Annotated in this window: 14 protein-coding genes; 12 read left to right on the forward strand and 2 right to left on the reverse strand. The window is 67.3% G+C overall.

All coding sequences use genetic code 11. The annotated features are described in order from the left end of the window. Entirely contained in the window at nucleotides 1-696 is a 696-nt protein-coding gene (locus CJ177_RS28185; protein ID WP_095869131.1) for a 3'-5' exonuclease, read from the reverse strand. Between the two features lie 303 nt (nucleotides 697-999). Between CJ177_RS28185 and CJ177_RS28190 the strand changes: the two genes are divergently transcribed. Further along, nucleotides 1,000-2,130 (forward strand): magnesium and cobalt transport protein CorA, encoded by a 1,131-nt coding sequence (locus CJ177_RS28190; RefSeq protein ID WP_005253068.1) that lies wholly within the window; start codon nucleotides 1,000-1,002, stop codon nucleotides 2,128-2,130. A gap of 46 nt (nucleotides 2,131-2,176) precedes the next feature. On the opposite strand, the gene CJ177_RS28195 is transcribed toward CJ177_RS28190, so the two are convergent. Next, nucleotides 2,177-2,869: a hypothetical protein gene (locus CJ177_RS28195; RefSeq protein ID WP_005243889.1), complete on the reverse strand. Its 693-nt coding sequence runs from the start codon at nucleotides 2,867-2,869 to the stop codon at nucleotides 2,177-2,179. 52 nt (nucleotides 2,870-2,921) lie between these two features. Here CJ177_RS28195 and CJ177_RS28200 point away from each other — a divergent pair, with 52 nt between their 5' ends. The 11 genes from CJ177_RS28200 (at nucleotide 2,922) to CJ177_RS28250 (ending at nucleotide 14,310) form a co-directional block, all read left to right on the forward strand. Next, entirely contained in the window at nucleotides 2,922-3,965 is a 1,044-nt protein-coding gene (locus CJ177_RS28200) for an ATP-dependent DNA ligase (RefSeq protein ID WP_039952193.1), read from the forward strand. Next, the gene (locus tag CJ177_RS28205) at nucleotides 3,966-4,994 is read left to right on the forward strand and encodes a DNA polymerase domain-containing protein (RefSeq protein ID WP_005243885.1); all 1,029 of its coding nucleotides are present in this window, start codon (nucleotides 3,966-3,968) and stop codon (nucleotides 4,992-4,994) included. Between the two features lie 53 nt (nucleotides 4,995-5,047). Continuing rightward, complete coding sequence (locus CJ177_RS28210) at nucleotides 5,048-5,563, forward strand: DUF6764 family protein (protein ID WP_095869132.1); 516 nt, start codon at nucleotides 5,048-5,050, stop codon at nucleotides 5,561-5,563. 93 nt (nucleotides 5,564-5,656) lie between these two features. Beyond that, nucleotides 5,657-6,862, forward strand: a complete 1,206-nt coding sequence (locus tag CJ177_RS28215) for a serine hydrolase (RefSeq protein ID WP_095869133.1) — start codon at nucleotides 5,657-5,659, stop codon at nucleotides 6,860-6,862. Between the two features lie 17 nt (nucleotides 6,863-6,879). After that, nucleotides 6,880-7,101: a dodecin gene (locus tag CJ177_RS28220; RefSeq protein ID WP_005253074.1), complete on the forward strand. Its 222-nt coding sequence runs from the start codon at nucleotides 6,880-6,882 to the stop codon at nucleotides 7,099-7,101. A gap of 93 nt (nucleotides 7,102-7,194) precedes the next feature. Beyond that, nucleotides 7,195-8,874 carry an FAD-dependent oxidoreductase gene (locus CJ177_RS28225; protein ID WP_025431949.1) on the forward strand — a complete coding sequence of 560 codons (1,680 nt, stop codon included), beginning with the start codon at nucleotides 7,195-7,197 and terminating at the stop codon, nucleotides 8,872-8,874. A gap of 169 nt (nucleotides 8,875-9,043) precedes the next feature. Further along, nucleotides 9,044-9,964, forward strand: a complete 921-nt coding sequence (locus CJ177_RS28230) for an Ig-like domain-containing protein (RefSeq protein ID WP_029539573.1) — start codon at nucleotides 9,044-9,046, stop codon at nucleotides 9,962-9,964. A 97-nt stretch (nucleotides 9,965-10,061) separates the two neighbouring features. Then, nucleotides 10,062-10,994 carry a carbohydrate ABC transporter permease gene (locus CJ177_RS28235; protein WP_095869134.1) on the forward strand — a complete coding sequence of 311 codons (933 nt, stop codon included), beginning with the start codon at nucleotides 10,062-10,064 and terminating at the stop codon, nucleotides 10,992-10,994. Continuing rightward, nucleotides 10,991-11,890 carry a carbohydrate ABC transporter permease gene (locus CJ177_RS28240; RefSeq protein WP_095869135.1) on the forward strand — a complete coding sequence of 300 codons (900 nt, stop codon included), beginning with the start codon at nucleotides 10,991-10,993 and terminating at the stop codon, nucleotides 11,888-11,890. The genes CJ177_RS28235 and CJ177_RS28240 overlap by 4 nt, the downstream gene beginning before the upstream one ends. An 18-nt stretch (nucleotides 11,891-11,908) precedes the next feature. Beyond that, nucleotides 11,909-13,228: an ABC transporter substrate-binding protein gene (locus CJ177_RS28245; RefSeq protein WP_095869136.1), complete on the forward strand. Its 1,320-nt coding sequence runs from the start codon at nucleotides 11,909-11,911 to the stop codon at nucleotides 13,226-13,228. A gap of 17 nt (nucleotides 13,229-13,245) precedes the next feature. Then, entirely contained in the window at nucleotides 13,246-14,310 is a 1,065-nt protein-coding gene (locus tag CJ177_RS28250; protein WP_095869137.1) for an ABC transporter ATP-binding protein, read from the forward strand. The last annotated feature ends 3 nt before the right edge of the window (nucleotides 14,311-14,313 follow it).

Here is a 14,313-nt window from a genome sequence, read left to right on the forward strand (position 1 = left end):
TCAGGCGATGCGGAACCGGGGGAGACCGCGAATCGGCCACTCGCCGTTGACGTCCGATGCGTCACGGCCCTGCCGGACGAGGTAGTCGGCGAAGTCGCGTTGCCGTTCCGCGTGCCAGCCGGCCTGATGGCTCATGATGTCCAGGGCCCGCAGATTCGGATACTCCTGCGCGAGCGTCCGGGCGAGGTGCGCGGCGGCGATCGCGTCGGCCTCGGCCTCGTGGGCGTCCTCCAGCGCGATGCCGTAGTGCTCGCACACCGCGCCGAGAGTGCGCCTGCCCTTCCGATACCGGTCCATCTCGCGGTCGATGACGTAGGGATCGACCACGATGCCGGTGACGAGTTCGGTCAGCCCGAGGCGCAGGCCCTCGGTGTGCATGAAGGTCAGGTCGTAGGAGGCGTTGAACGCGACGACGGCATGGTCGCGGGTCCACGCGTCGTGCAGAGCCTCGCGGATCTCGCCGTACCCGGTGGCGTAGTCCTGTCCGTGGGACCGGGCGTACTCCGTGGAGATTCCGTGCACGTCCGAGGCGCCCTGCGGGATGGGAACCTCCGGGTCGAGCAGCCAGGTTCGCGACTCGAAGTGGTGAGCGTCGACGACGGCGATGCACGCGGAGACGATGCGGGCGTCGGTGGGGTCGGGTCCCGTCGTCTCCAGGTCGAACGCGCAGATCGGTCTGTCCGACCAGCTGGTCATGGGGGCCTCTCGGTGGTGATTCGTTGCCCGCCCAATATCTGCCGCTGCAGGCGCCGGATCCGGGACCGACACGGCGGGGATCCCAGGTTGTCGCGGCCGGTCGCCGGGGGTATCGTGTCCTCCGGTCTGCAGTTCCGAGGTCGTGAACTGCCCTTTCGGGAGAGCAAAGGAGGTGTGGCATCCGATGAGAAGCCAACCTCCGAGTACCAACTGAAACCGTTCCACCGGTAGGTGCGCGGTTTCACGGTCCGTGTTCCTCAGCGCCGTTCCGCGCTGCCCACTTTCCCTCGAAAGCCCCGTGTCATGCCTCAGCTGCGCCCGATCCGTTCCCTCCTCCCCAGCCGTTCCGCCGGTCTGTCCGACGCCGACGCCGGTCACGCGGTGACCCGCCGGCCCGTCGAACCGACGCCTGCGGAGGAAACTGTGGTCAACAGCGCCGTCTACCGCGACGGCCGGAAGACGGCCACCCCGGCCACGCTGTCGGAGGCTCTCGCGAGCCTGCCGGACGCGTCGTCGATGGCGTGGATCGGGATGTACCGGCCGAACGACGCCCAGTTGTACGCGGCAGCAAAGCAATTCGACCTGCACGAGCTGGCTGTCGAGGACGCGATCGTCGCCCATCAGCGGCCCAAGCTGGAGCGTTACGGCAAGACGCTGTTCGTGGTCCTGCGCGCCGCGCGCTACTGCGACGAGACCGAGCGCGTCGAATTCGGTGAGCTGCACGTCTTCTGCGGTCCGACGTTCGTGCTCACCGTCCGGCACAGCGAATCCCCCGACCTGTCGGCGGTCCGCCGGCGGATGGAGAGCAACCCGGACCTGCTCCGGCTCGGACCCGAGGCAGTTCTCTACGCCATCCTCGACGCCGTGGTCGACGGGTACGCGCCGGTGGTCGCCGGACTGCAGAACGACATCGACGAGATCGAGACCGAGGTGTTCAGCGGAGCGCCGGGCGTGTCGCGGCGCATCTACGAACTCACCCGCGAGGTCATCGAATTCCAGAGGGCCACAAGGCCGCTGCTCGGGATGCTGCGCGGGTTGTCGGCGGGATTCGAGAAGTACAACACCGACGAGGAACTGCAGCGTTATCTGCGTGACGTCACCGACCACGCGACGGTCGTCGTGGAGCGGGCCGACGGCTTCCGTCAGCTGCTCGGGAACATCCTCACCGTCAACGCCACCCTGGTGTCGCAGGAGCAGAACGAAGAGATGCGCAACCTGACCCAGGCCAGCTATGCGCAGAACGAGGAGATCAAGAAGGTGTCGGCGTGGGCGGCGATCCTGTTCGCGCCCACCCTGATCGGGACGGTCTACGGCATGAACTTCGACCACATGCCCGAACTGCACTGGGTCGGTGGGTATCCGTTCGCCCTGTCTCTGATGATGCTCACCTGCGCCGGGCTGTACACGATCTTCAAACGCCGCGGCTGGTTGTGAGCGAGGCCGGCTGCGGGCAGTGCCCGCAGCCGGCCGGCGCCTGCTGTCAGAGTTCGTCGACGCAGACGACGAACTTGCGCTCGGGGTATTCGTATCCGTTGGAGGACGTGCTGCACGAGTCCACGGACGTGGCGCCCTGCACGATCTCCGTCACCTTCACGCCGTCGACGGCGGTGGTGTCGCCGCAGTCGATGCGCGCGGGATCCTCGCCGCCGACGTCCATGCAACCGCCGACGACCCAGTCCACGTCGAGGCAGATCGCGCCCTGCTCGACGCCGCCGAGGGTTTCGTAGTAGTACGAGTCGGCGTCGCTGATGCACTGGCTGTTCTTCGCGGCCTTGGCGATCACCTTGTAGTTCGAATCGGCGCTGCCGCACACCGCCTTGTCGATCTCGGCGTCGGAGACGGTGCCGCCGAGCTTCACGCACTCACCGATCGCGACCTCGAAGTCGACGTCGCCGCCGGCGTCCTCGCCTTCCTGCCCGTCGATCACTGTGGTCGATTCGCTGGACGAGGTGGCCGCAGAGGCACCCGACTCCGGCACCGCGGTGGGCGTCGTGTCCGAACCGCACCCGGCCACCAGAACTGCCGTCGCCGACAATGCGACGACTGCGGTACACACCCGCCGAACTAACCCTGTCATGTCTGACCCCTCCGTCAGGTGACCGTCCGCCACCCGTGCCTCCGAGATGACCGTTGCCACCTCGATCGTGTCCACCGCGATTGCCGTGTCGCGCATTATTTGATTACATCGCTGTCCGATTTGCCAATCGTGGTGACAGTATGGACGGGTGGATCTCCCCGTGATGCCTCCGTTACAGCCGATGCTCGCGAAGGCTGCGTCGTCCGTTCCGGCGCAACCGGAGTCCGGGCTCGCCTGGTCCTACGAACCGAAATGGGACGGTTTCCGCACCCTCGTCTTCCGCGACGGCGACGAGGTGGTGCTCGGGTCCCGCGGCGGTAAGGATCTGGCCAGGTACTTTCCCGAACTCGTCCGGGCGGTGAAGGACGAACTGCCCGAGCGGTGCGTGGTGGACGGCGAACTCGTCGTCCCGCGCAGCATCGACGGCCGCACCCGGCTCGACTGGGAGTCGTTGTCGGAGCGCATTCATCCGGCCGAGAGCCGGGTGACGATGCTGTCGGAGAAGACTCCGGCCCAGTTCGTCGCGTTCGATCTGCTCGCCCTGGGCGACCGCGACCTCAGCCGGGAGGATTTCTCCGTCCGTCGCGCGCAGCTCGTCGACACCATCGGCGGTGGACCCAGCTGCCACGTCACCGCGGCCACCGAATCCAGTGCGACGGCGATCGAGTGGTTCGAGGCGTTCGAGGGGGCCGGCCTCGACGGGGTGGTGGCGAAGAAGCTGGTGGGCCCGTACCTGCCGAACAAGCGGGAAATGGTGAAGGTGAAGCATGCCCGCACCGCGGACTGCGTCGTCATCGGATACCGGCCGCACAAGAGTCAGCCGGGGATCGGGTCGATGCTGCTCGGACTGTACGACGGCGACCAGATGGCGATGGTCGGCGGTGCGTCGGCGTTCACGGCGGCGCGGCGGATCGAACTGCTCGCCGAACTCGACGAGCTGCGCGTCGGCGACGACGTCGTCGCGGACGGGGCGCCGACGCGGTGGCAGTCGGGCAACGACCGAACCTGGGTGCCGCTGCGCCCCGAACGCGTCGTCGAGGTGGCGTACGACCAGATGGAGGGTGCCCGGTTCCGGCACGCCGCGCGGTTCCTGCGCTGGCGTCCGGACCGGACGCCCGACGAGTGCACGTTCCAACAATTGGAGGTCCCGGTGCGATACGACCTTGCCGACGTCCTGGCCGGAGGTTCCTAGATGGCGAGTCCTGCCGAAGAACTCGACGTCGACGGCGTCGCCGTTCGGCTGTCGAATCCCGACAAGATCTACTACCCGAAACTCGGCGCCGAGGGCGGCACGAAACGGCACCTGGTGGAGTACTACCGGACCGTGGCACTGAACGGTGCGCTGCTGACCGCCCTGTTCGATCGGCCGACGCATCTGCAACGGTTCCCGGACGGGATCGAGGGCGAGGAGATCTACCAGAAGCGGGTTCCCGCGAAGCGCCCCGACCACGTGGAATCGTGCGAGGTCACGTTCCCGTCCGGCCGCAAGGCCGACGTGCTCCGTGTGCGCAGCGCCGCGAACATCGTGTGGGCGGCGAACCTCGGCAACATCACGTTCCACCCGTGGGCGGTCCGGTGCCCCGACGTCGATCACCCGGACGAACTGCGCATCGACCTGGACCCGCAGCCGGGGACCGGATTCGACGACGCGCGGGCGGTCGCGCTGGACGTGCTCCGGCCGCTGCTGGACGAACTCGGTCTCGTCGGATACCCCAAGACGTCGGGCGGCCGCGGGCTGCACGTGTATCTCCGCATCGAACCGCGCTGGGATTTCATCGAAGTGCGGCGCGCGGGCATCGCCCTCGCACGGGAGATCGAGCGGCGCAGCGGCGACCGGGCCACCACGTCCTGGTGGAAGGAGGAACGCGGCGAACGCATCTTCCTCGACTTCAACCAGAACGCCAGGGACAAGACCATCGCGTCCGCCTACTCGGCCCGCAAGACGCCGATCGCGACCGTGTCGACGCCGGTCACCTGGGAGGAACTCGTCGACGTCGACCCCGACGACTTCACCATCGCGACCGTGCCCGCGCTGCTCGAGAAGCGTGGCGATCCCATGGCGACCATGGGTGACGTGGCGCAATCGCTGGACGTGCTGCTGGAGATGGCCGAACGGGACGCCGCCAACGGTCTCGGGGATCTGCCGTACCCCCCCAATTACCCCAAGATGCCGGGGGAACCCAAGCGGGTACAACCGAGTCGGGACCGAGACCGCAAATAGCCGGCGCTCACGTAGGCTCGGGACGGTCGGGTCGGGAACAATGTGAGGTCGCCATGGAACGTACGACAGTCGGTACTGCCGGACTCGCTCTCGGTGTCGTCGCGACGGCACTCGGGACCCTGATGATCGCGCCGGCCACCGCGTCGGCCGTCTCCCTCTCCTGTGTGTCACCACCCGGCCGGGGTGACACCACGGTCGTCGACCGCACCGCGTGCGGTGCCAACGCCGATACGAGCAGCAATTCGGCGGCGTTCGGCACGGACGGTGTCGGTTTCGCCGACGCAGCACACGCGGGTGCGGCGCTCGGCGCCGGACTGGGCGGCGGTGTCGGTGCGGCCGAGGCACGTCGCGGCGCCGTCGCCGCCGTGGCGGTCGGGCCCGAGAGCGTCGCCATCGGAGCGGTCGACGGTGTCGGTCCCGCCCTGGTGCTGAGCGGTCCGGGAGGGCAGGCGCTCGTCGCGGATCCGGCCAAGGGCGTGGTGTGCGCCGCCGGACCGTCGCTCGCGATCAATTTCCTTGCAGGTCAAGCGTGTCTGAGCGACGGCACAACAGTGTGGCGCCTTCCCTGAACGGCACCCCGGTCCGCGTCGTATGGTGACGGTAGTCACAATGGGCTGACGCAACTGCCGTAGGAGATATGGCAGCGAGATCGGAGGTGGTCGATGACGACCAGCGTTCGAGTTCCCCGGCCCGCGTCCGTGCCACGGACAGAGCTGCACGTCGACCCGCGGTTCCTGCCGCTCGCCGACCGGTTCTTCGCGATGTACCGGCAACCTCAGCACGGCGGCGGGGCGCTCACCGCGTATTTCCGGGGTGAGAAAGTCCTCGACATCTGGGCGGGCTGGGCCGACCGCGACCGCCGGTGGGACCGCGACACCGTCGCCCTGTCGTTCTCGACGGGAAAGGGCGTGGCCAGCACGGTCGTCCACCGGCTCGCCGAGCGCCGGCTGATCGACTACGACGCGCCCGTCGCGCGCTACTGGCCCGAGTTCGGCGCGGCAGGCAAGGACGACATCACGGTCCGCGAACTCCTCACCCACCGGGCCGGACTGCACAAGGTCCGGGGTCTGATGCGGAGCCCGCTCGATCTCCTCGACTACGGCGCCGTCGTCCGGGCCCTCGCGGCCACCCCGGCGGATCCGCGCAGGCTGCGCGGCCCCGGGTATCACGCCGTCACCTACGGGTGGCTGGTGGCAGAACTGATCGCGCGCGTCACCGGAAAGCCGTTCGTCCAGGTCGTGCAGGACGAAATCGCGGGCCCGCTCGGCGTCGACGACTTCTGGTATCAGGTTCCCGGACAGCACCGTCCGCGGATCGCGAAGCTGTTTCCGCACATCAACCCGGCCGGACTCAACTGGGAGCTCACGTCGAACGTGCTCTCGCTCGTCGGCCCCACCCGCGGACTCGCCGAGGCGGCGATGCCCCAGGGATTCGACGTGCTGGTCCGGAACCCCGCGGTGCACGACGCGGTGATGCCCGGCTGGAACGGGGTGTTCAGCGCGCGGGCGCTCGCGCGCATGTACGGCGCCATCGCCAACGGGGGCAGGCTGGACGGACACCGGTTCCTGCGCAAGTCCACCATCGCGCAGATGTCGCAGGTGCAGACCCACGACCGCGACTACGTCCTCGGTATCCGGCCGCAGTGGTCCCTCGGCTACCACCGGCCGATCCTCGCGTCCCGGGAACAACCACGGAACGCGATCGGGCACTACGGCGTCGGCGGGTCCGGCGCCTACGCGGACCTCGACAGCGGACTGTCCCTGGGCTTCGTCACCAACCGGCTCGGCAGTTCCCTCACGGCTCTCGGTGATCTTCGTCTGGCCCGGCTCGGTGTCGAGGCGCAGGCGATCGTCCGGAACGGCAAGTAACCACGAAAGGAATCCTGATGAGTGATCACGTGTACCGAGTTGTCGAGGTCGTCGGTTCGTCGAGCGACAGCACCGACGCGGCCATCGAGAATGCCATCGCGCGGACCAACGAGACCGTGCGCAACGTCGAGTGGTTCGAGGTCGTCGAGACCCGGGGCCACGTCGAGAACGGCGCGATCGCGCACTACCAGGTCACGGTCAAGGTCGGATTTCGTGTGGAGCCGGGCGACGCGGTCTGACACAGCGCACGGTTCTCGCGCAAAATTGGAACACGTTATAGTCTGGTGTCACATCCCGACGTCGGACTGCGCGTACTCAGGTAGGGGAGAACCGTGACTTATGTGATCACGCAGCCGTGCTGCAACGACGCCTCGTGCGTCGATGTCTGTCCGGTCAACTGCATCCATCCCACACCGGACGAGAAGCCGTTCGCTACCACGGAAATGCTGTACATCGACCCGGACACCTGCATCGACTGCGGGGCCTGCGTCGAGGAGTGCCCGGTGGAGGCCATCTACGCGGAGAACGATCTCGAGGAGGTCGACGAGCCGTACCTCGATATCAACGCGCAGTACTACACCAAGCACCCCATCGGCCCCGACTGGCCCGAGCCGCTCGCGTTGCCGCAGATCGACGCAGCCCTCGGCACGCTCCACGTCGCGATCGTCGGGTCGGGTCCGGCCGCCTGCTACGCCGCGATGGAACTGACCGCGAAACCGCGCGTCGAGGTCGACATCTTCGACCGGCTTCCTACCCCGTACGGGCTGGTGCGCGCCGGGGTCGCGCCGGACCATCCGGGCACCAAGGGCGTCACGGACCAGTTCCGTTCGGTCGTCGGCAAGCGCACGGTGCACTGCCACTTCAACGTGGAAGTGGGCCGGGACGTGAGCCACGAGGAACTGCTCGCACACCACCACGCCGTCATCTACGCGGTCGGCGCGGCAGGCGACCGCACGCTGGGCATTCCCGGCGAGGATCTCGTCGGCAGCCACGCCGCCACCGAGTTCGTGGCCTGGTACAACGGTCACCCCGACTACGCCGACCACACGTTCGACCTGTCGGGGGAGCGGGCCGTCATCGTCGGCAACGGCAACGTGGCACTCGACGTGGCCCGCATCCTCGTCACCGATCCGGAGATCCTGGCCAAGACGGACCTCGCGGACCATGCCCTCGACGCTCTGCGGGCGAGCAACATCCGCGAGGTCGTCATTCTCGGCCGCCGCGGCCCCGCTCAGGCCGCCTACACCAACCCCGAACTCCTCGCGCTCGGGCTGATGCCGAACGTGGACATCGTGGTCGACCCGGACGAAGCGGTGCTCGACCCGGCAAGCCGCGCGTTCGTCGACGGCGACGAGGCCGAGCCGTCGCATCGCCACAAGGTGCGGCAGGTCGAGGAGTTCGCCCGGCGCACCGCCGATCCGGCGAAGAAGCGGATCGTATTGCGGTTCCTGACGTCGCCCGTGGAGATTCTCGGCACCGACGCCGTCGAATCGGTGCGCATCGCGAAGAACGAGATGGTCGCGGACGCGTCCGGGCGGCTCAGCGCCAAACCGTCCGACGTCACCTCGACGCTGGACACGGGCCTGGTGCTGCGCTCGATCGGTTACCGCGGTCAACCCGTGGCCGATCTCCCGTTCGACGACCGGCGCGGCGTCATCCCCAACGAGAACGGCCGGGTGATCGATCCGGAGACCGGCACGCCCGTGCCCGGCGTGTACGTGGCGGGCTGGATCAAGCGCGGGCCGACGGGTGTGATCGGCACCAACAAGTACTGCTCCGCGGAGACGGTCAAGATGCTGATCGACGATTTCTCCGCCGGGCGGCTCGGCGCGCCCACCGAACGTGAGGCTCTCGACCGCCTGATCGCCGAGCGTGCGCCCGACGCCGTCGACTACCAGGGCTGGCAGCGCATCGACAAGACCGAACGTGCCGGGGGCAAGGCTGCCGGGCGGACGCGCACCAAGCTGATCACCATCGAGAGCATGCTCGCCGCCGCCCGCGCCGATACCTGATCGTGAGTGCTTCTTGACCACTCGGTGACACAACCTGCCCGCAGGCCGCGGAGCGGCAACGATTGCGGGCAAATTGCTCGCGGCCGGATGATGTGTGTTAATGGCAGTGCGCGATTGGTAGGTCCGTCGGGGACGCGCGTTGCACACGTCGTCGAACGAGAGTGGTCATATGGGCAAGTCAGGAATCGGTTTTTCCAGGAACAAGCACTGGTCTTCGCGCGTCGCTGTCGCACTGACCGGGGCCGTCGTGTCCGGAACTGCGCTGGTCGGGGCCGCACAGGCCGCACCGCTCTTTCCCGGTGGACCGGAGATTCCGAGTCTTCCCACCCTGCCCGGTCTGCCCGGCGCGCCGCAGCTGCCGCTTCCCGAACCGGCACCCGCGCCCGCGAACTTCTCGGCCCCGTCCCTCAACCCGGGTGCGGGCGAGGTCGTGGGTGTCGCGCAACCGGTGATCATCCGCTTCAACGAGGCGATCGGCGACCGCGCAGCCGCCGAGCGTGCCATCAAGGTCACCACCAGCCAGCCGGTCGAGGGCGGTTTCTACTGGATCAACGACAGCCAGGTGCGGTGGAAGCCCACCGAGTTCTGGCCCGCGAACACCGAGGTCACCGTGGACGCCGGCGATTCGCACTCCACGTTCACCATCGGTGACGCGCTGGTGGCGACCGCGGACGACAACACCAAGCAGATCACCGTCACCCGGAACGGCGAAGTGGTCAAGACCATGCCGACCTCGATGGGTAAGACCGATCACGAGACGCCGAACGGCACGTACATCATCGGCGACAAGTTCCGTGACATGTACATGGACTCGTCCACGTACGGTGTCCCGGTCGACTCGGCCGAGGGGTACCGCACGTACGTCGAGTACGCCACCCGCATGTCGTACAGCGGCATCTTCGTCCACGCCGCACCGTGGTCGGTGGACGCCCAGGGCAACACCAACGTCAGCCACGGCTGCCTCAACGTGAGCACCGAGGACGCCAAGTGGTTCTACGAGAACTCGAAGAAGGGCGATGCCGTGGTCGTGCAGAACACCGCAGGCGGCGTGCTGAACGGCTCCGACGGTCTCGGCGACTGGAACCGCTGACCCTGATCTGACCACGTTCTCCCCGTAGCCCGCACAGTTCAATGTGCGGGCTACGGCAATTTACCGGCTATTCGTACACGGTCGTCAGACTGCCGCAGTGAGATCGAGTCCGGAACGAACCCTGCCGTCGCCGGGAAAGCAGGGATTGCTCGGGCGTCCGTGGCGGGACTACGCGCTGTTCGCAGCGCTGGTGGGTCCCAATCTGGTTCTGCTCGTTCTGTTCACCTACCGGCCCCTGGTCGACAACATCCGGCTGTCGTTCTTCCACTGGAACATCGCCGACCCCGTCGCCACGTTCGTCGGCTGGGACAACTACCGCGAATGGTGGAGCCGGCCCGACACCTGGCAGATCGTCGGGAACACCGTCGTGTTCACTGTCGCGACCGTGTTCGGATCGATGGTCGCCGGTCTCGCGCTCGCCGTGCTGCTGGACCGTAACCTGCACGGCCGCAACCTTGTTCGCTCGGCGATCTTCGCGCCGTTCGTCATCTCAGGTGCCGCGATCGGCGTGGCGTTCCAGTTCGTGTTCGATCCCCGTTTCGGGTTGATCCAGGATCTTCTGCATCGTGCCGGAGTCGACTCCGTCCCCGACTTCTATCAGGATCCGCACTGGGCGCTGTTCATGGTGACGGTCACCTACATGTGGAAGAACCTCGGCTACACGTTCGTGATCTACCTTGCGGCACTGCAGGGTACGCGGCGCGAGTTGACCGAGGCCGCGGAGATCGACGGGGCGGGCCGGTGGACGACGTTCCGACGGGTCGTCCTCCCGCAGTTGCGTCCGACCACCTACTTCCTCTCGATCACGGTGATGCTGGGCTCCCTTCAGGTATTCGACATCATCAACGTGATGACCCGGGGCGGTCCACTCGGCACCGGGACCACCACGATGGTCTACCAGGTCTACAACGAGTCGTTCCGCAACTTCCGTGCCGGCTACGGCGCCACCGTGGCCACGATCATGTTCCTGGTCCTGCTCGGGATCACCGTCTACCAGGTGCGGATCATGGATCGAGGTGAGGTCCGGTGACCGCGGACACCGTGCGCGATCAGCGCACCACGGAAGTGCCGGTGACGGCAGACGCGGCCCGTGACCATCGACGCCGGGAGGCGCTCGTGACGGCCCTGGGGTACGCCGCGATGGTGGCCGTGCTGGTCATGGTGGCCCTGCCGCTGTACTGGATCGTGATGACGTCCTTCAAGGATCGTCCGGACGTCTACACCCTTCCGGTCACCTGGTGGCCCGGCACCTTTCATCCCGAGAACTACTCCGAGGCCACCACGTCGGTGCCGTTCTGGACGTTCCTGCGGAACTCGGTGATCATCACCGGGGTGCTGGCCGTCGTGAAGTTCGCGCTCGGCGTGTTCAGCGCCTACGGGCTGGTATTCCTGCGGTTCCCGGGCAAGAACCTCGTGTTCCTCGGCATCATCGCCGCGTTGATGGTGCCCAACCAGATCACGGTCATCTCCAACTACGCACTCGTCGCCGAATGGGGCTGGCGGAACAGCTTTCACGGCATCATCGTTCCGCTCGCCGGGGTCGCGTTCGGAACGTTCCTGATGCGCAACCACTTCCTGTCGATACCCACCGAGATCATCGAGGCCGCCCGGATGGACGGCGCAGGCCACTTCCGGCTGGTGTGGCGGGTGGTCCTGCCGGTGTCGGGCCCCACCATGGTGGCGTTCGCGATCATCACCGTCGTCACCGAGTGGAACGAATACCTGTGGCCGTTCCTGATGGCCGACGACGCCTCTGTCGCGCCGCTGCCGATCGGGCTGACCCAACTCCAGAACAACGACGGGCTCACCAACTGGGGCCCGGTCATGGCGGGAACGGTACTCACGATGCTGCCGATTCTCGCGGTTTTCCTTGTGCTGCAACGGCACATGATCAAGGGCCTCACATCGGGTGCGGTCAAGGGATAGCGGAGAACGAGGAGAGACATGAATCGGATGAACCGTCGAGGATTCCTCGGGCTGGCGGGCGCGGTGGCCGCCGGTGCCGCGCTGACGGCCTGCGCCGGGTCGGGGTCGGGCTCGTCGGCGACGTCCGGTGTGGCGGGCGACGCGAACACCATCACGTTCTGGTCCAATCACCCCGGCAAATCCCAGGACGTCGAACGTGAACTGATCAACCGGTTCCAGGCGAAACACCCCGACCTCACCGTGAACCTCGTCGACGGCGGAAAGAACTACGAGGAGGTGTCGCAGAAGTTCAACGCGGCCCTGTCGGGCGGCGAACTGCCCGACGTCGTGGTCCTGTCGGACGTCTGGTGGTTCAACTACGCGCTGACCGGTGGCATCGAACCGCTCGACGGACTGTTCGGCGAGGTCGGCGTCGACTCCTCCGACTACGTCGACTCGCTGCTCGCCGACTACCTGTTCGAGGGCAAGCACTACGCCCTCCCGTACGCGCGGTCGACGCCGCTGTTCTACTACAACAAGCAGGTGTGGGCGCAGGCCGGCCTGCCCGATCGCGGGCCTGCCACCTGGCAGGAGTTCGACGAGTGGGGTCCCGAACTGCAGCGGGTGATGGGCGGCGGCAAGCTGGCCCACGGCTGGGGCGATGCCAAGAACTACCTGGGCTGGACGTTCGAGGGACCGGTCTGGACGTTCGGCGGGGCGTACTCGGACCAGTGGGCCCTGAAGTTCGGCGACGAGAAGACGCTCGCCGCGGGGGCGTTCCTGAAGGACATGATCCACACGAAGAAGTACGCGGCCGTGTCGAGCGACATCGCCAACGAGTTCGGTGCGGGCATCCTCGCGTCGACCATCGCCTCGACCGGTGACCTGTCAGGGATCACCAAGTCGGCCGCGTTCGACTTCGGCACCGCGTTCCTCCCCGCGTCGGGCGCGCCGGGCTGCCCGACCGGCGGCGCGGGGCTCGCGATACCGGCGCGGATCTCCGACGAGCGGAAGAAGAACGCGCTGACGTTCATCGACTTCGTGACGAACGGCGAGAACACCGCGTACTTCTCCCAGAACGTCGGGTACATGCCCGTCCGCAAATCCGCTGTCGAGGATCCGAGTATGAAGGCGTACCTCGACGCGAACCCCAACGCGCGCACCGCCGTCGACCAGCTCGCGAAGACCCGGTCACAGGACTACGCCCGAGTGTTCGTGCCCGGCGGCGACCAGGTCATCGGCACCGGACTCGAACAGATCGCGCTGCAGAACGCGGACGTGGCAACGACGTTCGCGGGCGTCGGGACGCAACTCCAGCAGATCATCGACCGCCAGATCACGCCCAAGCTGCCCCAGTAGGAGGAGAAGGAACATCCATGGCCCACGTGCAGTTCGCAGGTGTCACCCACCGTTATTCCGGAGCCGATCGACCCGCGGTCGATCGGCTGGACCTCGACATCGCGGACGGCGAGTTCCTCGTCCTGGTGGGTCCGTCCGGGTGCGGTAAGTCGACCAGCCTGCGGATGCTGGCCGGCCTCGAAGCCGTCGAGGCGGGCCGCATCGAGATCGGCGGCACCGACGTCACCGCGCTGCCACCCCGGGCGCGGGACGTGGCCATGGTGTTCCAGAGTTACGCGCTGTACCCGAACATGACCGTCGCCGACAACATGGGTTTCGCGCTCCGCAACGCCGGCGTCGGGAAGGCGGAACGCACCGAGCGGGTGCTGGAAGCGGCGCGGATGCTCGAACTCGAACCGCTGCTGGATCGCAAACCGGCGAAACTGTCCGGCGGGCAACGTCAACGGGTCGCGATGGGCCGGGCGATCGTGCGGCACCCGAAGGTGTTCTGCATGGACGAACCGCTGAGCAACCTCGACGCGAAGCTGCGGGTGAGCACCCGCTCGCAGATCGCGGGCCTGCAGCGCCGGCTCGGCACGACCACCGTGTACGTCACCCACGACCAGGTGGAGGCCATGACGATGGGCGACCGGGTGGCGGTCATGCAGGGCGGGCGCCTCCAGCAGGTAGCCCGGCCCCGCGATCTCTACGACGACCCGGTCAACACGTTCGTCGCCGGTTTCATCGGCTCGCCCGGGATGAACCTCATGGACACCCCGATCCGCGACGGCGTCGCCGAACTGGGCGACCTGCGTATTCCCGTGCCGCACTCGGCTATCGGGGACGGCTCCGTGATCGTCGGGGTGCGCCCGGAGTCGTGGGTGCTGGTGGGGTCGTGGCGCAAGGACTCGTACACGGTCGAGACCGACCTGCTCGAGGAACTGGGGGCGGAGTCCTTCGTGTACGCGTCCGGGACGTCCGGGAAGGTGGTGGTGCGGGTGGACCGCACCCGCACCGTCGCCGCGGGGGAGAGGGTGCACTTGCAGCCGAAACCCGGCGAGGCGTACTTCTTCTCCGCGGCGACGGGTGACCGTCTGCGGTAGCGA

This window comes from Rhodococcus sp. ACPA1 (assembly GCF_002300195.1).
Taxonomy (GTDB): Bacteria; Actinomycetota; Actinomycetes; order Mycobacteriales; family Mycobacteriaceae; genus Rhodococcus_F; species Rhodococcus_F opacus.